Annotated in this window: 21 protein-coding genes; 11 read left to right on the top strand and 10 right to left on the bottom strand. The window is 35.7% G+C overall.

Annotated elements, in window-relative coordinates; all coding sequences use genetic code 11:
* Positions 1-81: 81 nt before the first annotated feature.
* Complete coding sequence (locus ACJJVT_RS17595; protein WP_405400444.1) at positions 82-1,083, top strand: NAD(P)H-dependent glycerol-3-phosphate dehydrogenase; 1,002 nt, start codon at positions 82-84, stop codon at positions 1,081-1,083.
* Here the strand turns inward: ACJJVT_RS17595 and ACJJVT_RS17590 are convergent.
* The 4 genes from ACJJVT_RS17590 to ACJJVT_RS17575 all read right to left on the bottom strand — a co-directional run bounded on the left by ACJJVT_RS17590 (position 1,080) and on the right by ACJJVT_RS17575 (position 5,124).
* Entirely contained in the window at positions 1,080-2,747 is a 1,668-nt protein-coding gene (locus ACJJVT_RS17590; RefSeq protein ID WP_405400443.1) for a glycerol-3-phosphate dehydrogenase/oxidase, read from the bottom strand. The genes ACJJVT_RS17595 and ACJJVT_RS17590 overlap by 4 nt on opposite strands.
* Positions 2,748-2,886: 139 nt before the next feature.
* Positions 2,887-4,377 (bottom strand): glycerol kinase GlpK, encoded by a 1,491-nt coding sequence (gene glpK, locus ACJJVT_RS17585; RefSeq protein WP_405400442.1) that lies wholly within the window; start codon positions 4,375-4,377, stop codon positions 2,887-2,889.
* A 78-nt stretch (positions 4,378-4,455) separates the two neighbouring features.
* Positions 4,456-4,764 carry an antibiotic biosynthesis monooxygenase family protein gene (locus ACJJVT_RS17580; protein ID WP_405400439.1) on the bottom strand — a complete coding sequence of 103 codons (309 nt, stop codon included), beginning with the start codon at positions 4,762-4,764 and terminating at the stop codon, positions 4,456-4,458.
* A gap of 3 nt (positions 4,765-4,767) precedes the next feature.
* Entirely contained in the window at positions 4,768-5,124 is a 357-nt protein-coding gene (locus ACJJVT_RS17575; RefSeq protein WP_405400437.1) for a hypothetical protein, read from the bottom strand.
* 82 nt (positions 5,125-5,206) lie between these two features.
* Between ACJJVT_RS17575 and ACJJVT_RS17570 the strand changes: the two genes are divergently transcribed.
* The 8 genes from ACJJVT_RS17570 to ACJJVT_RS17535 all read left to right on the top strand — a co-directional run bounded on the left by ACJJVT_RS17570 (position 5,207) and on the right by ACJJVT_RS17535 (position 12,006).
* Complete coding sequence (locus ACJJVT_RS17570) at positions 5,207-5,731, top strand: CvpA family protein (protein ID WP_324024960.1); 525 nt, start codon at positions 5,207-5,209, stop codon at positions 5,729-5,731.
* A 188-nt stretch (positions 5,732-5,919) separates the two neighbouring features.
* Positions 5,920-6,399, top strand: coding sequence for a CAP domain-containing protein (locus ACJJVT_RS17565; RefSeq protein ID WP_405400435.1), 480 nt, complete (start codon positions 5,920-5,922; stop codon positions 6,397-6,399).
* A 268-nt stretch (positions 6,400-6,667) separates the two neighbouring features.
* Positions 6,668-7,174: a CAP domain-containing protein gene (locus ACJJVT_RS17560; protein ID WP_405400434.1), complete on the top strand. Its 507-nt coding sequence runs from the start codon at positions 6,668-6,670 to the stop codon at positions 7,172-7,174.
* Positions 7,175-7,287: 113 nt separating this feature from the next.
* Complete coding sequence (locus ACJJVT_RS17555) at positions 7,288-7,830, top strand: 3-hydroxyanthranilate 3,4-dioxygenase (protein ID WP_405400433.1); 543 nt, start codon at positions 7,288-7,290, stop codon at positions 7,828-7,830.
* Positions 7,827-8,198, top strand: a complete 372-nt coding sequence (locus ACJJVT_RS17550; protein WP_405400432.1) for a DUF1304 domain-containing protein — start codon at positions 7,827-7,829, stop codon at positions 8,196-8,198. Before ACJJVT_RS17555 ends, ACJJVT_RS17550 begins: the two co-directional genes overlap by 4 nt.
* An 80-nt stretch (positions 8,199-8,278) precedes the next feature.
* Complete coding sequence (locus ACJJVT_RS17545) at positions 8,279-9,832, top strand: aldehyde dehydrogenase family protein (protein ID WP_405400430.1); 1,554 nt, start codon at positions 8,279-8,281, stop codon at positions 9,830-9,832.
* A 579-nt stretch (positions 9,833-10,411) separates the two neighbouring features.
* On the top strand, positions 10,412-11,320 hold the full coding sequence (locus tag ACJJVT_RS17540; protein ID WP_405400428.1) for an OmpA family protein: 909 nt from the start codon (positions 10,412-10,414) through the stop codon (positions 11,318-11,320).
* 32 nt (positions 11,321-11,352) lie between these two features.
* Positions 11,353-12,006 (top strand): hypothetical protein, encoded by a 654-nt coding sequence (locus tag ACJJVT_RS17535; protein WP_405400427.1) that lies wholly within the window; start codon positions 11,353-11,355, stop codon positions 12,004-12,006.
* A gap of 54 nt (positions 12,007-12,060) precedes the next feature.
* Here the strand turns inward: ACJJVT_RS17535 and ACJJVT_RS17530 are convergent, their stop codons facing one another.
* The 4 genes from ACJJVT_RS17530 to ACJJVT_RS17515 form a co-directional block, all read right to left on the bottom strand.
* Positions 12,061-13,059 carry an acyl-ACP desaturase gene (locus tag ACJJVT_RS17530; RefSeq protein ID WP_299321340.1) on the bottom strand — a complete coding sequence of 333 codons (999 nt, stop codon included), beginning with the start codon at positions 13,057-13,059 and terminating at the stop codon, positions 12,061-12,063.
* 64 nt (positions 13,060-13,123) lie between these two features.
* A complete protein-coding gene (locus tag ACJJVT_RS17525; RefSeq protein WP_405400426.1) occupies positions 13,124-13,858 on the bottom strand; it encodes a metallophosphoesterase family protein in 735 nt (244 codons plus the stop codon).
* Positions 13,855-14,937, bottom strand: coding sequence for a DNA helicase PriA (locus tag ACJJVT_RS17520; RefSeq protein ID WP_405400425.1), 1,083 nt, complete (start codon positions 14,935-14,937; stop codon positions 13,855-13,857). Before ACJJVT_RS17520 ends, ACJJVT_RS17525 begins: the two co-directional genes overlap by 4 nt.
* 39 nt (positions 14,938-14,976) lie before the next feature.
* Complete coding sequence (locus ACJJVT_RS17515; protein ID WP_396632980.1) at positions 14,977-16,113, bottom strand: SPFH domain-containing protein; 1,137 nt, start codon at positions 16,111-16,113, stop codon at positions 14,977-14,979.
* Positions 16,114-16,298: 185 nt separating this feature from the next.
* Between ACJJVT_RS17515 and ACJJVT_RS17510 the strand changes: the two genes are divergently transcribed.
* Complete coding sequence (locus tag ACJJVT_RS17510) at positions 16,299-17,243, top strand: carbohydrate kinase (protein ID WP_405400423.1); 945 nt, start codon at positions 16,299-16,301, stop codon at positions 17,241-17,243.
* A 1-nt stretch (position 17,244) separates the two neighbouring features.
* Positions 17,245-19,185 (top strand): amylosucrase, encoded by a 1,941-nt coding sequence (locus tag ACJJVT_RS17505; RefSeq protein ID WP_405400421.1) that lies wholly within the window; start codon positions 17,245-17,247, stop codon positions 19,183-19,185.
* Here ACJJVT_RS17505 and ACJJVT_RS17500 read toward each other — a convergent pair.
* Together ACJJVT_RS17500 and ACJJVT_RS17495 are read right to left on the bottom strand one after the other, a co-directional pair.
* On the bottom strand, positions 19,172-20,308 hold the full coding sequence (locus ACJJVT_RS17500) for an ATP-binding protein (RefSeq protein ID WP_405400419.1): 1,137 nt from the start codon (positions 20,306-20,308) through the stop codon (positions 19,172-19,174). The two genes, ACJJVT_RS17505 and ACJJVT_RS17500, sit on opposite strands and share 14 nt — an antisense overlap.
* Before the next feature lie 58 nt (positions 20,309-20,366).
* Positions 20,367-21,119, bottom strand: a complete 753-nt coding sequence (locus tag ACJJVT_RS17495) for an SDR family NAD(P)-dependent oxidoreductase (protein WP_405400418.1) — start codon at positions 21,117-21,119, stop codon at positions 20,367-20,369.
* Positions 21,120-21,128 lie beyond the last annotated feature (9 nt).

Raw genomic sequence — 21,128 nt, 5'->3', positions numbered from 1 at the left:
AAAACAATCTTTATGCCAAAATTTACACAAGACTGATACTAATCATATTATGAGCATATAAATTATTGGTAAATTTGCCCTATGAACAATGATGCGAAATTTGCGGTTTTAGGTGGTGGAAGTTGGGCTACGGCTATTGTTAAAATGTTGACCAATAACCAAGAAGAAATTGGTTGGTATATGCGTAATACCGATGCTATTGAGCATATTAAAACTCAAAAGCATAACCCAAATTACCTTACTTCGGTAGAGTTTAAACCTGAGCAATTATTCTTGACCAATGACATTAACGAGGCTGTTAATTATGCCGATGTTTTAATTTTTGCGATTCCTTCTGCTTTTTTAGTGGGAGAGTTGGAAAAACTAACGGTTTCGTTGAAGGATAAAATTATTTTTTCAGCCATAAAAGGTATTGTACCAGAATCAGGATTGATAGTTGGCGAGCATTTTCATAATACGTATGAAATACCTTTTGAAAATATTGGTGTTATTACGGGACCTTGCCATGCGGAAGAAGTAGCGATGGAGCGCCTTTCATATTTAACTATTGCCTGCGCAGATACTGAAAAGGCAGAATTGATAGCTAACAACCTATCTAGTAATTACATTAAAACTAGCATAAGTAAAGATATTATTGGCACTGAATATGCCGCTATGCTAAAAAATATATATGCGATAGCCGCAGGTATTGCCCACGGATTGGGTTATGGTGATAATTTTCAGAGTGTATTAATGAGTAATGCCATTCGTGAGATGAAGCGTTATACCAAGCGTATTCACAAAATAGACCGTAACATTAACAAGTCTGCTTATTTGGGTGATTTATTGGTTACTGGATACTCTGTATTTAGTCGTAATAGAATGTTTGGTAATATGATTGGAAAAGGATACACCGTTAAAAGTGCACAAATGGAAATGAGCATGATTGCCGAAGGATATTATGCTGCCAAAAGTGCTTATAACATCAAAGAGAACTTTACAAAAAAGGTCAAAACTCCAATTATTGACGCTGTTTATAAAGTTCTCTATGAGATTAAAAATCCTAAAAAGGTGTTTCTTGATTTGACTGATCAGTTAGATTAACGTCTCTCTAATGAAAAATCTGAGTGCTCTTTTAATTCTGCGTTCAAGGTTGTTCTCCATTCTTCAATTTTAGCATCATCCACCTTAAACTTACTTTGAAACTCCGTCATTAGCGGCTCCATTAAGGTTCTAATACTTTCTATATCGAAATATAACCTACCAGTTCTTCGAATGAAGAAATCCATAGGGGTTTGCACCATTTCATAATCGATACCGAATGCCAATTCTGCTTTAGCTAAACGTACGTATTTATCACCTTCTACAATACCTTTATAATTTTCAAGAATAGTCTCTGTCTGTTTACCATAGTTAGTTACTAAAAACCAAGCATCGTGTTTTGTAAAACCTTCTTCTTTGATTTGGTCATATACCTCATCAATATATTTTTTTACATGTTTAAACTTCTTGAAATCTACATTACCGCACAGAAATATTTTCTCTGTATAACATTCTTTAAGTTCGGTATCATATTCCTCCTCCATTTTCTTGGCGATACGATCCACTACTCTTTCTGCCATTTTACGGTAACCTGTTAGCTTACCACCTGCAATACTTATTAAGCCGGTATCTGACACAAAAATCTCATCTTTTCTTGATAATTCTGAGGCAGACTTACCTTCTTCATGTATTAACGGTCTTAAACCTGCCCATGAAGAAACAATATCTTCTAACTCTAGATTTATATCAGGAAACATATTATTCACCGCAGAAATCAAATAAATGGCATCTGCAAGATCTGTTCTTACATTGTCTTTATTATCATTAAAGTTGGTATCTGTTGTACCTACATAGGTTATTTTACCTCTCGGTATAGCAAACATCATTCTGCCATCGGGTATATCAAAATAACACGATTGTTTCACTGGCAGCTTTTCATACGGAAAAACTAAATGCACCCCTTTTGTTAAATGAAGTTGCTTTCCTTTTTTAGAATTGTTCAGGCTTCGCAATTCATCTACCCACGGACCAGCGGCGCTAATTACATATTTAGATTTGATTGTGAATTCTTTTCCTGTAACCGTATCTATCGCCTTAACACCTGCAATTTTCTCGTCGTAGTAAACAAACTCATTTACCTTAGCATAATTCAATGCCTGTGCACCAAATAAAAGACTACTTTTTATATTTTCAATGGTTAAACGGGCATCATCTGTTCTATATTCAGCATAATAACCGGCACCGTTCAAAATCTTTTTCGGCAATAAAGGCTCCAATTTCAAGGCTTCCTTTTTTTCTAGCATTTTTCGCTTATCATCTCCTGTAACCTGAGCTAGAATATCATATACTTTAAGCCCAATAGATGCTAGCCATTTACCGTAAGATCCATTTTCTATTAACGGTAATAACATCTTTTCTGGCAATACTAAATGCGGAGCCAATTTATGTACAATTGCACGCTCGGACCCTACTTCTTTCACCAACCAAAAATCGAATTGCTTTAAATATCGGAGTCCGCCATGTATCAATTTGGTAGATTTACTACTCGTACCAGAAGCAAAATCTCCTTTTTCTAACAAGGCTACTTTTAACCCACGTGATGCAGCATCTAATGCGATACCACCACCGGTAATTCCGCCACCGATTACCACTAAATCAAAATCTTCAGATTCTAAGCTATCTATCGTTTTTTGGCGTTCTAAATTGGTAAATTTTATATTTTTCATCAGTAGATGTATTTTAATTTTTAAGCGGATATCTTGGTCGTAACTTAAGTAAAACCTAACATCCGTAAACAAAGATATAGTTAGTTATATGCTATTCTATGCTCTATAAAATTAATAAATTGTAAAATTGATTACTAGGCTATTTCTCTTCTTCCCAACCTTTAGATCTTTCAACTGCTTTTTGCCATTTTTTGTACAGACGTTTTCTTTTTACGCGGTCAAAAGTTGGTTTAAAAATTCGGTCTATTGGTCGGCTTTGATCAATATCAGATTGCTGCCAAAAACCTACTTGAATACCTGCTAAGAAAGCAGCACCCATAGCAGTAGATTCTATAATTTCTGGTCGGTGTACTTCAGAATCTAAAATATCTGCTTGAAATTGCATTAAATGATTGTTTGCACACGCACCACCATCAACCCGTAAATTCTTTAGCTGAATACCAGAATCATCTTCCATAGCCTTTAAAATATCTTTGGTCTGATATGCCAGTGCTTCTAATGTTGCCTTTGCCAAATGGGCTTTGCCTGTATCTCTAGTTAAACCGAAAACGGCTCCTCTTGCATACATATCCCAATACGGTGCACCTAGACCTGCAAAAGCCGGCACTACATAAACAGGATTCTCACCTTCTATTGAATTTGCCAAGTCTTCTGTTTCTTTAGCATCTTTAATAAGTTCTAAACCATCTCGCAACCACTGTATTGCCGCACCAGCAATAAAAATACTACCTTCTAAGGCATAATTAACTTTACCATCTATACCGTAAGCTATAGTGGTTAATAGTCCGTTTTTAGAAAATTGTGGTTTCTCACCAGTATTCATCAACATAAAGCAACCAGTACCGTAGGTGTTTTTTGCAGATCCTTTCTTAAAACAAGCTTGCCCAAATAATGCCGCTTGTTGATCACCCGCAATACCTGCAATTGGAATTTTTACTCCGTCAATTTCATAATCTCCAAAATTCGCTGCAGATGGTTTTACTTCTGGCAGCATGGTTTTAGGTATATCTAATGCCTTCAACATTTTATCGTCCCATTTTAGATTTACGATATCATAAATCATGGTTCGTGAAGCATTGGTATAATCAGTTACGTGGTTATGGTCTTTTGTCATGTTCCAAACCAACCAAGTATCGATGGTACCCATCAATAAATCGCCTGCCTGAGCTTTCTTCTTTGCCCCTTCAACATTATCGAGAATCCACTTTACTTTAGTACCCGAAAAATAAGAATCAATGACCAAGCCTGTAGTTGTCTTTACATGCTCTGTGAGTCCGATTTTTTTCAAATGCTCACAAATATCTGCCGTACGTTTGTCTTGCCACACAATGGCATTATAAACAGGCTCTCCCGTATTTTTATCCCAAACTACCGTTGTTTCCCGTTGGTTAGTGATTCCTATCCCAACTATCTCATTTGGTTTTACTTTTTCCTTTTCAAGAAGCTCTTTCAAAACAGCCATCTGTGAGGATAAAATTTCTTTAGGGTCATGTTCTACCCAACCTGATTTAGGAAAAATCTGTTTGAATTCTTTTTGAACCATTCCTTGAATGGTACCATCATGGTCTACTAATAAAGCCCTAGAGCTCGTTGTACCCTGATCTAATGATATTATAAATTGCCTTGACATGTGCTTTAAGTTATTTCTCTAAATATAGCGGAAATAAAAATTAATGCAAAGCAGCGAATTTCGAAGCGATGTAAAGAATTATGTGCTTCGGTTAAAACTATATTCTCGTTCTACTAAACAAATGCGAACCGTATAAGAATCATACCAATCTGCTATACCTTTTTTTTGAGCTAGCAAATGGTCTGCCTGCTGTTTCCAATTATGAATTGCATTTAGGCTCTCCCAGTAACTTACAGTAATTCCTATTTCCTGTTTGGCACTTTCAATACCAATATAGCCAGATTGTTTTTTTGCCAACTGCTCCATGAAATCTGCCATTTCGCCATAACCATTATCGCCTGCTGTTCTAGTAGAAGTAAAAATAACAGCGTAGTAAGGCTCTTTCATAGTTTATTGAATAAACTCTTTTTCTACAAAATAGCTAACTATTGCTTCTTTCATAAGCACCGTTTGCTCTCCGGCTTTCAAAGAAGGTAATTCTTCTATTACATTATAATGCGGCCAACCGTCTTCATCGAAAAAACTAAACTCATAAAATCCGTAAGGTTCTAATAGACGACAGATAGCAATATGCATTAAATCCAACTTATCGTCTTTCTTATATTTTCTGTGGTACTGTCCTAATTCTTGAACTCCTACCAAATAAATAATAGCATCTAACTCTAATGGATCACCGTCAGAAAACTTTCCAGAAAGCTTTTCTACCAAATAATCCCATCGTTCTTTTAATTGTGTATCCCTAGCCATATAATTTCCTTCAGCCTCATCTATGATATAGACCTTGCAAAGGTACAAATCAAAGTTCTATATTTGTTAAAACACTTTACGAATGGGACTTTTAGATATTTTACTTGGATTACCCTTAATATGGGGTCTATGGAAGGGATATAAAAACGGACTATTCATGGAAATAGCATCTATTGTCGCACTTGTCGCAGGTATTTTCGGAGCAATCCATTTTTCATACATAACGGGCAACTATTTATCTGAGCATTTAAACTGGGATGAACGCAACATGAGTATCATTGCCTTTATAATTACATTGATACTTATCATCATCATTGTAAATTTAATCGGAAAACTACTGACTAAAGTTGCCAACTTCGCAATGCTAGGTGCATTAAACAAAATTGCTGGGGGAATTTTCGGTGCTTTAAAAGTTGCTATTTTGCTTGGTGCTGCTTTTATATTTTTTGATAGAATGGACAGCACATTTAATTTACTAGATGAGGAGACTAAGCAAGAATCAATTCTTTATCAACCTATTAAAGATATCGGAGCATTAATTTTTGATACGGTCTTACAAAATGAAGCGCTTCAAAAAGAGTCTTCTGATGAACCTATTATTATATAATCAGTTGGTCCGCTAATCTATCTTTTTATACACTTTATCGAATATGCATTTTTGTTACTGCCCTGCGTTTAATTTTTCAATAATATTACTACATCGATAACCCAAATCGATTACGAGAGCTTAGAACACTCTTAACTTTATTACCTACTGCGCTACGCCGAAAGGCTACACAATTTAAAGACACTTATATGAAAATGAGATTGCTTTACGCGGTCCCTGTCTTTTTATTACTTTTTCTTGGTTCTTGCACTAGCGACTCTATAGATGATACGCCGGTACTTGAAGCTGAAAATGTTTTAACTATAGAGCAGGACCTACTAGATATTGTTAATGCGCACAGGTTAAGTCTAAAAACCAATACATTAGCTTTTAGTGATGTTGCATATAAATATGCTAACCTTCATACCGACTACATGATATCTAAAGGTAGCATTAGCCACGATAATTTTAGCTCGAGAGCATCTAATATCGATTCTGAAATAAGCGTTGAAATGGTTGCAGAAAATGTTGCCAAAGACTACCAAACTGCTTTAGAGGCTTTTGAAGGTTGGTACATTAGCAGCAGCCATAAAAAAACGATGGAAGGCGATTTTACACATACAGGTATAAGTGTAAAGAAAGATGACTTAGGCAACTATTACTTTACCCAACTTTTTTATAAGCAATAAGCAATAACATATTATAAGGTAAAAGAAAAAGCTCTCTAGTTTAGCTTAGCAACTATCCGTTTGCCATATTACCTTGTTAGATAAAGTGAGAAAAATCATATAAAGAGCACTTTATCACGATGAAATTTATTGCGCTTTTTCGTTATGATACTTAATATGTTAATTATTCGTCACTTAACGAATATTTTATCCCCTCTATAGATGTTTTACTTCTAGCGGTCATCAACGAGACTATTTTTGGCACTCACTAAAAAAATAGTTTCCCCATATGAAATCCACCTTCATCTTTTCCGCTTTAATTTTAGTCCTTTTATCCTCTTGCTCCAAAACCCAAAATTCTACAGATTACGAAGAGAATTCTGAATATACACTATCAAAATACACCTTAGCCTCATCTGAGAACCACACCACAATTGAAGCTGAACTTTTTGAACTAATAAATAACTATAGAACAGATTTAGGTTTAAATGAATTGGAATTTGAAAACGCTACCTATTACTATGCGAGCCTTCATACCAATTATATGATTTCAAAAAAAAGTACAAGTCACGATAATTTTAGTAAACGAGCAGAATATATTTCTGAACGATTAGATGCTGATTTTGTTTCTGAAAATGTGGCCCGTAACTATGAAACTATAGAAGATGCTTTTGCTGCCTGGTTGAAAAACCCAGGGCATAAAAAAAATATAGAAGGCGAATACAATTACTCGGCAATTAGCATTATTCAAAGCAGTAATGGAGATTATTATTATACTCAAATATTTGTGAAGTAACTAAAGAGATAACTTATATTTTATAAAAGCCTTTGTAACCCAAAGGCTTTTTTTATGCTTACCTTTTAGGTGAGAAATGATCGTTTCTTTAACTTTCACTAAAAATCACAGAAATGAGTATACAAGCACCATTTAATCTTAACAAATGGATAGAAGAAAACAGAGCTTCTCTAAAGCCACCTGTTGGAAATAAAAATTTATACAAAGATGCAGGCGATTACATCGTTATGATCGTTGCCGGACCAAATGCCAGAAAAGACTACCACTACAACGAAACCGAAGAGTTGTTTTATCAGCTTGAAGGTCATATAGAAGTTCATATTCAAGAAGATGGTAAAAAACGCACCATGCAATTGGGGCCTGGAGATATGTATTTGCACCCTGCTAAAGTACCACACTCCCCAGTTCGTAAAGAAGGATCTATTGGCCTGGTTATAGAACGTAAACGTGACCATATGAATGTGGACGATGGTCTCTTATGGTTCTGCGATAATTGTAATTACAAGTTATATGAAGCCTATTTCACCCTGCATGATATAGAAAAAGATTTCTTATCTCACTTTAAGCATTTTTATAGCTCAAAAGAATTAAGAACTTGTGATAATTGCGGAACTGTAATGCCGGTTGATGAACGTTTTATAGCTAAAGAATCATGATTATAGTAGCAAAAATTATTACCGCATTGGTAGCAGTCATTCATATATACATTCTTTGGTTCGAAATGTTTGCCTGGACAACGGCAGGAAGAAAAGTATTTAAAAACTTTCCTAAAGATTTATTTGAACCCACCAAATCTATGGCGGCAAACCAAGGTCTATATAATGGCTTTTTGGCAGCAGGCTTACTCTGGTCGTTTTTTATAGATGATACTGTATGGTCGGCAAACGTCGCCCTCTTCTTTTTAGGCTGCGTAGCTATTGCCGGTATTTATGGTGCCCTATCAGTAAGTAAAAGAATATTTATTGTTCAAAGTATACCAGCTTTACTGGGTATTATCTTTTGGTGTATCGTTAAATTTTCTTAGTATAAATTAGATGTCTTATTGGATAAAATTCTTTGTATTTTTGTAATATATCTAACATTAATCACGCAAAAAGTTATAAAATGTCAAAAATAGCAGCAGACTTCGGAATAAACGATGCTCTAAAAGCATTAGGAATTAAAGATGTTAACGAGGGTACTTCAACTGGATCTAACAATTTTTCATCAGGCGATATTATTTCATCTTACTCACCAGTAGATGGTTCATTAATTGCAAAAGTCAAAACAACGACAAAAGCAGATTACGAAAAAGTAATGTCTACTGCTACGACAACTTTTAAAGAGTGGAGAACAAAACCTGCACCGCTACGTGGTGAAATCGTTAGACAATTCGGCGACAAATTAAGAGAGCTTAAAGAACCGTTGGGTAAACTTGTTTCTTATGAAATGGGAAAAAGCTACCAAGAAGGTTTAGGCGAGGTACAAGAAATGATAGATATCTGCGATTTCGCAGTTGGTCTTTCTCGTCAATTACACGGTTTAACTATGCACTCAGAAAGACCTGGGCATAGAATGTACGAGCAATATCATTCATTAGGTGTGGTCGGTATCATATCTGCCTTTAACTTTCCTGTAGCCGTTTGGGCTTGGAATACGGCTCTTGCCTGGATCTGTGGTGATGTTTGTGTTTGGAAACCATCAGAAAAAACTCCGCTATGTGGTATAGCTTGTCAAAATATAGCTGCTGCAGTATTAAAAGCGAACAACCTACCTGAAGGTATTTCTTGTTTAATTAACGGCGATTATAAGATTGGCGAATTAATGACACAAGATAATAGAGTACCGTTAGTATCTGCTACGGGATCTATTAGAATGGGAAAAATAGTTGCTCAAGCGGTTGCTGCCAGACTTGGTAAATCTTTACTTGAACTTGGTGGTAACAATGCGATTATAGTGACACCAGATGCTGACTTAAAAATGACGGTAATCGGTGCCGTATTCGGTGCTGTTGGTACTGCCGGTCAACGTTGTACTTCTACTAGAAGATTGATCATACACGAATCTATGTATGATAAAGTAAAAGAAGCTGTTGTAGCTGCATATCAACAATTAAGAATTGGTAACCCTTTAGATGAAAATAATCACGTAGGTCCATTAATTGATACTGATGCGGTTGCCCAATATAAAATGGCTCTTGAAAAAGTGGTTAAAGAAGGTGGTAAACTAATTGTTGAAGGAGGCGTGTTAGAAGGTGAAGGTTACGAAAGTGGTTGCTACGTTAAGCCTGCAATCGCAGAGGCTAAAAACGATTTCGAAATTGTTCAACATGAAACATTTGCACCTGTTCTTTACTTATTAAAATATTCCGGTGATGTTGAAAATGCCATTGCTATTCAAAATGGTGTGGTACAGGGACTCTCATCTGCTATTATGACAAACAATCTTCGTGAGGCTGAACGTTTTCTTTCAGCTTGGGGTAGTGATTGTGGTATTGCTAATGTAAACATCGGTACTTCTGGTGCTGAAATTGGTGGTGCTTTTGGTGGCGAAAAAGAAACTGGCGGTGGTCGCGAAAGTGGTTCTGATGCTTGGAAAGTGTACATGAGAAGACAAACCAATACTATTAATTATACTACTGAGCTTCCGTTAGCACAGGGCATAAAGTTTGATCTATAACCAAAACATAAATTCCTTTGTATGTTTAATAACTAGGCTGCTTTTCAATTGGTTGGTTCATTTGACCAACTACCATGAAGCAAAGTTTGCAACCCTAGAACAATAAACATGCAAAGGAAATTTATAATACCTTTTATTTTTTTCTTCATTTTATAGTGTAAATACCTCTGTATTAAACTAGTAAATTGTTTTACTCGTTTCAACTAATTCTGTACAGCTTTACACAAATATTGTATAGTTGGGTTATTAATACCATCAATTTTAGACATAAAAAAATCCTATCGACTACAAGAGGACAGGATTTTTTAACCAACTAACTCAAAACTTGAAATTATATATGCAATGCCCAAACTTTGTGGGGAGATATATACCGTTTCAATACTTACGTAAAAATGCACATAATAGTTGTTGCACCATACAGTTTTTTTATCGATTCACCCGTTTATTGTGTAGTTGGTATGTATTTTAACATATCTAATATTAAGATTATGTTGATTGTAAGGTAATTAGGTGCGAATCTTTTAACATTTTTAAGATTTTTTTAATAAATTGTGCGCTAAACACTAAACATTACGTACAATGACAAGAACAATCAAGTATTTATTATTGATGTTGATTACCATTGTAGTCGGTACTTACTTCTTTATAACTTGTTGCAGCGAATGCGGTGCAGCAGTTACAACAACGGAGCCCGCTGCAGAAAAGGTAATCGTAAAAGAGCCCTCGGCAACATCGTATCCCTTCGCAATTGATGGAAACGGATTTGCCTACAACACCAATGACAATTATAACTTTAACATTTCGTCTCACGACATTTTAATGCCTTTAAGTGCTGAATTGACCCAAGGAGTTTCTGGTCTACAAAGCCATTTAGAGTCCAATGGAAGTAATGTTATAAACGTAACAGGATATTACACAAGCGAAGAAGAGAACAATACTGCGTTCCCAAATTTAGGACTTGCAAGAGCAAACTCAATTAAAAATGATTTAGCTTCTAAAGGATTTTCTACTGCTCAAATTAATACCCAAGGTAAACTTATGGATGAAATGATCCCTAAGGATGGCACCTATTGGGGAGCTGCTTCATTTGGTCTTGAAGAAAAATCTGCTACCGCAGATGATGACTTAAAGGCTTTATATGAAAAAATAAATGCTGATCCGCTAATTCTTTATTTCAATACTGCAGAAGCATCAATTCACTTAGATGCCGCGCAACGACAAAAAGTTGCCGATATTTCTAGATACTTAGATAAAGTTTCTGATGCTACCGCAAGCGTTGTTGGTCATACAGATGCCACTGGGCAAGCAAGTACAAATATGAGACTAGGTCAAGACAGAGCAGAATTCGCAAAAAATTACTTAATGCAAAACGGAATAGCTGCAGATAAAATAATTGCTACGTCTAAAGGACAAACGCAACCAATTGCTACTAATGCCACTGAAGAAGGCAGAGTAAAAAATAGACGAACAGTTATTACATTAAAATAAAACATACACTAATCCTATAAATAAGTAAAATCATGAATTTTGAAAATATGAACATTTGGTGCTGGATAATTCCAATATTAGTAGGTCTTATCTGCGGTATTTTAGGTTATCTACTAGGTAGCCGCTCTGCCAAGGTAATTGACAACTCTGCTGAAATCAATAGTCTTACCGCTAGTAATACAAAGCTTAAAGGCGAATTATCAGATTTAAACAATCTAAAAGCAAGTAACAGCAAATTAAAAGCTGATTTAGATGCGTGTAACCAAAGAGTAATTGCTGCAAGCAAAGTAGTAACGCCTGCTCCGGTTGCCCCTAAAGCACCAAGCACTAATTTAGGTGCATCTGCTGCCTCTTTTGCTGCCGGTGCCGCTACAAGTAGCGCTTTAGCTTTTGATGGCTCTGCTGCAAAAGCTGCTTTTGGAAAAACCATAAAGCAAGATGACTTAAAACTTGTTGAAGGTATTGGTCCAAAAATTGAAGGAATGTTTAAAGACCATGGCATTAAAACTTGGAAAGAACTTTCTGAGGCTAGTTTAGAAGCATGTCAAAAAATATTGGATACTGGTGGAACAAGATATAAGATTCACGATCCAGCTTCTTGGCCGTTACAAGCTAAAATGTGTTACGAAGGTAAGTGGGCAGAACTTGTAAAGTGGCAAGATGAACACAAACACGGTAAACTATAATCTACCGTTCAAAGCAAAAAAAATCCCGATCAGTTATGATCGGGATTTTTTATTTTATAATGCTCCGTTCGCTTCGACCCACTTAAAGTGATATTGATCTTGTGGAAATTTCATACGCTCTGCAATTCTTTCTAACCTTGAAGGTAACTTAATTAAATAGTCACGTGCCTTTTCAGCTTCCTCATTCAAAGAACGAACAGTTTCTAGTTCCCAATACGCATTAAGCTTACTTAGAATGTCTACATAATCTTGTGCAGTATACACACCTAAGCGTTGCGCACAGTTAGAGAAATTCTCAAATGCCGAACCAATTGTTCCACCAGACTCACGTAAAAAGTGTGCTGGCATTACAATTTTCTTCTTCATCATATCTGCAAAGGCAATCATCATACCCGATGGGTCTTCGCCCATAATAGTCTTAACAAATTCTCTATATGCTAAATGGTGTCTCATTTCATCACCAGCAATAATAGTACACATTTTACCTAATAAGGCATTTCCTTTTTTCTTCGCCATTTGCCCAACTCGCTTATGCGAAATGTTGGTAGCTAATTCTTGAAAAGAAGTATATACAAAGTTTTTATATGGATCACGATCTGTACCGATATCAAAACCATCTGAAATTAAATGTTGGGTAGTGATTTCGATTTCTTTCATATTTACCCTTCCAGATAAATAAAGATATTTATTCAACACATCGCCATGTCTATTTTCTTCAGCCGTCCAAGCGCGAACCCATTTTGCCCAACCGTTCGTTTTATGGTCACCGTGCTGATCAACACCAACAACATCCATTAACCACGATTCATAAGTTGGCAATGCCTCTTCGGTAATGGTATCTGCTACCATGGTTACCCAAAAATCATATCCTAAATCTTTAGACTCTTCACGAATTTCTTTTACCTCTTGCAAGAATGTATCTTTTTGAGAATCTGGTAAAAAATCAGTCGGCTGCCATATATCCTCTGGTTTTATAAGGAAAGAATCCATGAAACTTTCTACCTTAGGCTCTAAAGCCTGCATCACTTCTAATCTTATATTTTTAGTAGACATAGTATATTTTTTTTCAAAGATCGTTAATAAAACAATCTATTTTTTAGTAAAGTTAACGGTTTTCTTAGTTTCTGCCCGTTTCATTGGGATAAAAGGTGTACACAGGATCACTTTGCCAATATTCTTTTGTATCTACATTAAATACAGTTAATGGTCCTTTAAAGGCTGCACCTGTATCAATATTCCAAACATTAGCTGCTTTCTGTGGCGTAGTTTTACCAATACGAGTAACGGGTGTATGCCCTATATAAATTTCAGCATAGTTTTTTAATCGCTTCGGATAATGAATATGATCTTTATCTAAATCTGTATTTAAAGAAAGAGCCAATTCCCAAAGGGTGCGATCCCAATAGAACGTTTTTTTAAAATATTCATGCTCTATACCTTTTAGGTTCGTAAAACCCGCATGTAAAAACAATCTGTTTTCTGAATCTAGATAATAGTTCTCTAAGCTTTCATAAAACTTGATGTGCCTATCTTTCGTTTCTTCAGAAGCTTTACCGTACGAAATTGATGTTGCTTCACCACCATGTAAAAACCATGTTGGGTTGTCAGCCTTACCGGTTAGCCAATCATAACAAAGCTCATCATGATTACCACGTAGGTATATACAATTATAGGTTTCTTTTAATTCTAAAAGATAGTTTATGGTTTCAACAGCCTCGCTCCATCCGTCAATATAATCTCCTAAGAAAATTATAGTATCATCTTCAGTTATAGCTGCTTTTTCAAGTACTTGCTTTAAAGCTTGTAATCCTGAATGAATGTCACCTACAACCAGTGTTCTTTTTGTACTCATTTAGCAAAAATCGCAATTATGGCTATTATGACAAGGATAAAAATCACTAAAAAGAAAATTTTCCAAAATGAATATGGTCTATTTCCACTTAGCACCCCTGTTTGCCCATTTATATAAAAATTAAACTCTTTACCATCATATCTATATGAACTTAGATAAATGGGAAGTAAGATATGTTTAAACTTTTCATCTGAAAGTTTTATATCGGCGTTTGCTACCCTTTGGGTATCACCACCAATATCACGCCTGATCCAATTATAAGCAATATTCTTGGCTTCTTGAAACGATTTGTGATGCCCTTCTTTTAATGAAACCGTATATTTTTCCGTAACAAAACCAGATAGATATTTTGAATTAAAAGCCACTAAATCTTTCAAATTCCAAAAGGCGACTTTCGCCGGAATCTCTTTTCGTTTCTTTTCTGATGCGCTTATTAAAATATCATCTACAAAACCATCTACTCTGCCGGATGCATACGTCCACTTGGTTTTTCTAACACGTCTTGTTCTTCTTGCCTTATTACTATTATAAGTCTGTGTTTCGTAATAATAATCTCCTCGTTGCCCTTGGTATGATGCAAAGAGATTGGCATCAAACGTCCAATACGGAACATATAATCCATGTAACCCTTCTGGATCAAGCGCTGCTTTTTTAAGATTATCCGGTGCAAACCAAATTTTATCTACCCAAGCTTTAAATATTGCCTGTGCTTTATTGGCATCTAATTGAAATGGAACTAGAGCGCCAGGTAATATCCAACCTTCTTTCTCAACATCTTCACGTATTAAAGGTTCACTACAATACACACAGTTGAGCGATTTATAGTTTTCTTCTACATGCTGGTTGGCACCGCAATTTTTACAATGCAACAGCTCTATAGTTTCGGTATAGGCATTTTCCCCTACGATTTTTAAGTAGTGTTCCAGCTCTAATTCTTCAAAACTAGTTTTAGATGCCTCAATAAATTCTTCATACCCACAGTACTCACACGTCAATTGATGCGAGCCTGGCTTAAACTTTAACTCGGCACCACAATTGGCACATGCTTTTTTATATTCCGATTGTTGAATATCATCCATAGAAAGTATTCCTTATCTTAAAAAAGGTATTGCTTAAAATTATGCTGTTGGTAATGGTGGCGGTGTATTACCACCCAAGAAAGATTTTAATTCCTCTACCTCTTTTAATGCAGTCCAATTGGGCATACCTTGTTTCCAGATCAACGAATCTCTATTAATTGTTCTACTTGCAAATAATTCTTTGAGCTTATCAAAACCAACAGGACCTAATTGCTGACCGCTTACCGCATAGAAATAGGTTACTTGTGCCGGCATTGGTGGCGGAGCTTGTGGCTGTTGTGCTGTTTGCCCACCTAGTGGTTGCGCTGCAGGTTGCCCCATTAAGCCTCCCATTTGTTGAGCCAATACAAAACCCATACCCATGCCCATACCGGCACCAGCTGTTCCGCCTTCATTTTTGGCCGCTAACTCCATTGCCTTGGCCGCTTTGAACTGCGCCAACTTGCCCATGTCCAATTTATCCAATCGGCTGTATTCAAATATTTCCTTTTTAAGTTCTTCAGGCATCGATACATTTTCGATGTAGAATTTCTCTAGCTCTATACCTACCCTATTAAATTCTGGCTGCATTACTTCTTGGCAAGTTTCAGATAGTTCGCTTGTGTTCGCCGCATACAACTCAATTGGTAAATTAGCTTCACCTACCGTATCTGTAAAACGGGTTACTATTAAACTTTTTAAATGTTCATTTACCTCATAGCTTGTAAAATTACCATCGGTACCCACTACATCTACAACAAACTTTCCTGGATCATTAACTCTAAAACTATAGGTACCAAAAGCACGTATTTCTACCAAACCAAATCTATCATCACTTAACATGAACGGATTTTTAGTACCCCATTTTTCATCTGTAAACAAACGCGTATTTACAAAATACACCTCAGCTTTGAACGGACTATCAAATCCATACTTCCAACCTTTTAAAGTCGTTAAAATAGGTAGGTTCTGCGTATTTAAAGTATATGTGCCCGGTTTAAAAACATCTGCCAATTGACCTTCGTTAATAAAAACTGCGGTCTGCCCTTCCCTGACGATTAATTGTGCATTGTTCTTAATTTCATTTTGGTAACGTTCAAAACGATAAACTATAGTGTCATCAGTATTATCTAGCCATTCTACAATATCAATAAACTCGTGGCTCAGTTTTTTCTTAATTTCATCAAATATGCTCATGGTCAGTATGTGTTTTAAAATGTGTAATTCAATATATGCAATTCAGCAACAGACCCAAAATACGAAAGGAATTAAATTCATAAAATAATCTGTAAACCACCGTAATTTAATATTTACTTCATAATTTTTAGGAAATAGGTGTTATTTCTAATTAACTTAGACTTCCTAATTTTCTTTTTAAACGTATGAAAAAGGTATTCTGTATTGGAGAATTACTCATTGATTTTGTTGCCGAAAACCAAGGCAAAGATTTATCGAAAGCAAAAGAATTTTCTAAAAAAGCAGGTGGTGCACCAGCCAATGTAGCCTGTGCAATTAGCAAGCTTGGCGGCGATAGCTTTTTTATTGGTGCTGTTGGCGATGACCCATTTGGTACTTTTTTACTACGTATTCTTGAAGATGAAAAAGTTGATATTTCCTTTGCCCAAAGATGCGATACGTTTACCACTTTAGCCTTTGTTTCAATTGATACCGATGGTGAACGCGATTTCGTTTTTAGCCGTGGTGCAGACAAAGAGCTTACTTACGACTCTTCCTTAAAATCTAATTTTGAAAATAATATTATTCACTTTGGCGCAGCTACCGCTCTTTTGGGCGGTGCTCTTGAAGAGACCTATAACAGATATCTATTTGACGGACTAACCAAAAATGCGTTCATTAGTTTTGACCCTAACTACAGAGTAGATCTTTGGAAAAACAAAGAGGATGTTTTTATACGTAAGTGCCATGCTTTTATAGAGAAATCCCATTTATGTAAATTTAGCCTAGAGGAAGCACAACTACTTTCAGGAAAAGACAAGCTTGAAGATGCTTGCCAGTTTTTTCATGAAATGGGCACCCAAGTAATAGTTGTAACCTTAGGTAGCGAAGGAACTTTACTTAGTACAAAAGATTTCTATAAAACCATACCAAGCATAAAAGTAACACCAAAAGACACTACCGGTGCCGGCGATGCTTTTATTGGTTGCCTTTTACAACAACTTACGGAACACTCTAAAATAGAAGATGTTTTGTTAAACGAATATTTACTTTCTAACATGGTTTCAAGAGCAAATAAAGCCGGGGCCATTACGACGGAAAATTTTGGAGCTATACAATCGCTACCTACATTACAACAATTAGACTCTTAAAATGAACCAAGCTGAATTACACCGGTTGTTGGCCTTAAAAAGTCAAAAGAAAAAAGGTGGAATACCCTTAACGTCTTTATATGAACAAAGATTAGCTACTAATCTTTCCCTTATTAAGACGCAGTTTTTTTCATTATATAAAGAGAAAGAGCATAAAGCATTTTTCTACACCCTTTTAGATAAATTAGAAACGCTTTTTAAAGACCGACCTACAGAACTACAAAAACAAGATATTGCACGTTTAAATTCTGGAAATTGGTACCAAAGCGAGCAAATGGTTGGTATGCAATTGTATGTTGACCGGTTCAACAATGACATTAACGGACTCGAAGAAAAGATTCCTTACTTTGAAGATTTAGGTATTAATTTTCTTCACTTAATGCCTATAACCACAAGACCTGCTGGCGAAAATGATGGTGGTTATGCAGTGAACAGCTACCATGAAATTGACCCTAAATACGGTACAAAAAAAGACTTTTTAGCTTTCAGCAAAAAGGCACGTGACAATAATATGTTTTTAATGCTTGATTTTGTTGTCAACCATACCTCAGATGAGTTTGTATGGGCAAATAAAGCCAAAGTGGGTAACCAACACTATCAAAATTACTATTACACTTATTCTGACCGCCATATCCCTGACGAGTTTGAAAAGTCCTTACCTGAAATATTTCCACAATCGGCACCGGGCAATTTTACCTACAATCCAGAAATGGAAAAATGGGTTATGACCTGTTTTAATAATTATCAATGGGATTTAAATTATAGGAATCCGGAGGTATTTATAGAAATGCTTGGCAACCTAATGTCTCTTGCCAATTTGGGGGTAGATGTTATCCGTTTTGATGCGCTTGCTTTTCTCTGGAAAAAATTAGGGACATCATCACAAAACTTACCAGAAGCACATACTTTAATTTCACTATTTAGAATGTGCCTACAGGTAATTGCACCAGGTGTTATTCTGTTGGCAGAAGCTATTGTGGCTCCTAGAAATATTATAAAATATTTTGGCGAAGACACTACTGAAGGTAACGAGTGCGAAGTGGCATATAATGCCTCTTTAATGGCTTTATTATGGAATTCGATTGCCACTAAAAAAGCCAATTTAATGGTCAAGAGTGTTACCGAAATTCCGAATAAACCCAATGACGCTACTTGGATCAATTACATTCGATGCCACGATGATATCGGACTTGGTTATGACGATGATTTTGTTCGCGCCATGGGCTTTGACCCAACGGCTCATAAACAGTTTATATTAAATTATTACTGTGGTAAATTAGAATGGTCACCAGCAAAAGGGCTAATGTTCATGTACAACCCTAAAAATGGTGATGGTAGAATTACCGGAAGCGCCGCATCATTACTAGGTCTAGAAACTGCCTTAGCGCAGAACAACAAAAATATTATCGACTATGCTATCTCTAAAATCTTAATGATGCATGGTATTATTTTGACCTTTGGCGGTATACCTATGATTTATGCCGGTGATGAAATTGGTACATTAAACGACTATTCATACGAGCAAAATGAAGACCATGTAAATGACAATAGATGGGTAAATAGACCTATGCAAAATTGGGAGGTTGTTGCTAAATTGAAAACAGAAAAAGATAGTCCTGCAACTATCATTTTCAACGGATTAAAAAACATGATTCGTTTACGTAAAGAACATACCGTATTTGCAGATGCTAACGATTTAAAAATTCACAGCTGCCCTAACGAACATGTATTCGTTTATGAGCGGTCTCATGAAGGTAATAGCGTTTGGGTACTATCGAACTTTAATGAAATTACCGAAACCTTAAATGTAGCTTGGTTACTTTCGATCGGAATTCATACGGGTAAAAATTCTATTGATCTACTTACAGACAAGACTTTTGAACTTATTCATAACGAGTTACCACTAAAACCTTACCAGCAACTTTGGATTAAGAATATTTAACTTTTCTAATTACACGAAGCGCTTCTTTGAGTGAAGCATTTATTCCAGGATATTTGGGCTTTAAAACTTGCCTCGCTTTTTCCATTCGCTCTTTAGCTTCTTCGAATCCGTTAAGAAAACATATCAAGTAAGAATCTGCTAAATATTTCAATTGCTTCACTTCGGCAATACTCAATTCGGTATTCTTTTTTGCCTTTGCCACCAAAGCATTATTACTCTTATAAATTCTTTCTAGTTCCTCATTATCATGTATTGGGGGATCAAAAAGTAAATCGCTCGTAATTTGATAGGTGCCGTTTTCACTGAAATTTATGACCACCTTTTCTAAAGGGTAATACTTTTGCTTAGCTGCTAACCCAAGCTGTACATACTCAATGGTAGTAAATGAATCATTGTTATACGTAATGGTAACCTCATCTAAATTAGAGTAGAATAATTTTACCTGCTCGTTTATTAATTCAATGTCGACCCTATAGAAATATGTTTCTCCATTGACTACTTTTTTATTGCCTGCCCAACACACCACAAATTGTTCTTTAAAAACCTTGTAATCACTTTCGAGATCTTTATGTCGATGATTTAAAAAATCTATAACACCATCTAAAGTAAGCTCTATATTGTTTTTCGCATGTTGCTCAATTGTTGCGACAGCTTCTGAGTTGCTATCTTTTAATTCAATATCAAAAACTTTTGGTAGACTTATACTACCCTCTCTAAAAAATACAGAACCTCCATAATATTTCCAGATGTTTTTTCTGAGTGAACAAATTTCACCAATAGATTTTATAGTCACCAAGCCCACCACTTTACCTTCTGGCAAATGCGGAAATGGAATATTCTCGTAAGATATCAACGGGGGATTATCTAAATAGGCATTGACCAAATTTTGAATCTTACTGTCATCAAAAAAATCTACCCCTACTATTTTATTATCCTCATCTTCAACCCCAACAACTATAAAAGAATTATTTGCCGGATTGCTATTTGCCAATGCACAAACATGTTTTAAAAACTTACCCTTACCTTCTTTTTCTCCTATTGAAATAAATCGCTTTTTATCGTAAAAACTATTCTCGTCGTTATGAGCGAGTAAGTTTTTTACCAAAAGGCGTTTATTAATCATAAGTTATAATTTTTGGCTTTTGGCCTTAAAGATCTTATTCTAAAATCTTTTCATAGCATCAATTTTTATCTACAATTGTTGAAGAAGCTTGTGCTGTTGGCATTACTATTAAATCGGCAATATTTACATGATACGGTCTAGTAATTACGAAATGAATGATATCTGCGATATCTTCCGGTTTTAAAGGTTGAAATCCTTTATATACATTCTCAGCTCTATCTTCATCGCCCTTAAAACGAACATTACTAAACTCGGTTTCTACCAACCCTGGGTTTACCGCGCCAACACGAACACCTGTACCGTTTAGATCTATTCGCATTCCTTGGTTTATAGCATCTACAGCATGCTTGCTTGCGCAATACACATTACCTTTTGGGTATACTTCTTTACCTGCTGTAGAACCAATATTGATAATATGACCAGATTTTCGAGCTACCATTTGGGGGATTATCGCTTTTGAAACATATAGAAGTCCCTTCACATTAATATCTAACATAGCATCCCAATCATCTACATTACCATCTTGAATGGTATCCATACCATGGGCGTTACCTGCATTATTAATCAAAATATCTATTTGAGAAAATTCTTTTGGTAGCGAATCAACTGCTTCTTGAACAGATGCTTTATTACGGATATCAAAATTTAAAGTGTGTACCTGAACTTCTTTACCCAATTCTTCTTTAAGGGCATCTAGCCGATCTTGACGTCGACCGCATAACACCAAATTAATTCCGTTAAGGGCAAAAAGAATCGCTGTTGATTTTCCTATACCACTGGTAGCTCCTGTAATAAATGCTGTTTTCGTCATTATATTTTT

The sequence above is a fragment of the Maribacter sp. Asnod2-G09 genome (assembly GCF_045063795.1).
GTDB lineage: Bacteria > Bacteroidota > Bacteroidia > Flavobacteriales > Flavobacteriaceae > Maribacter.
Note: the sequence above shows the minus strand (reverse complement) of the source record. Positions and strands in the feature narration are given on the sequence as shown.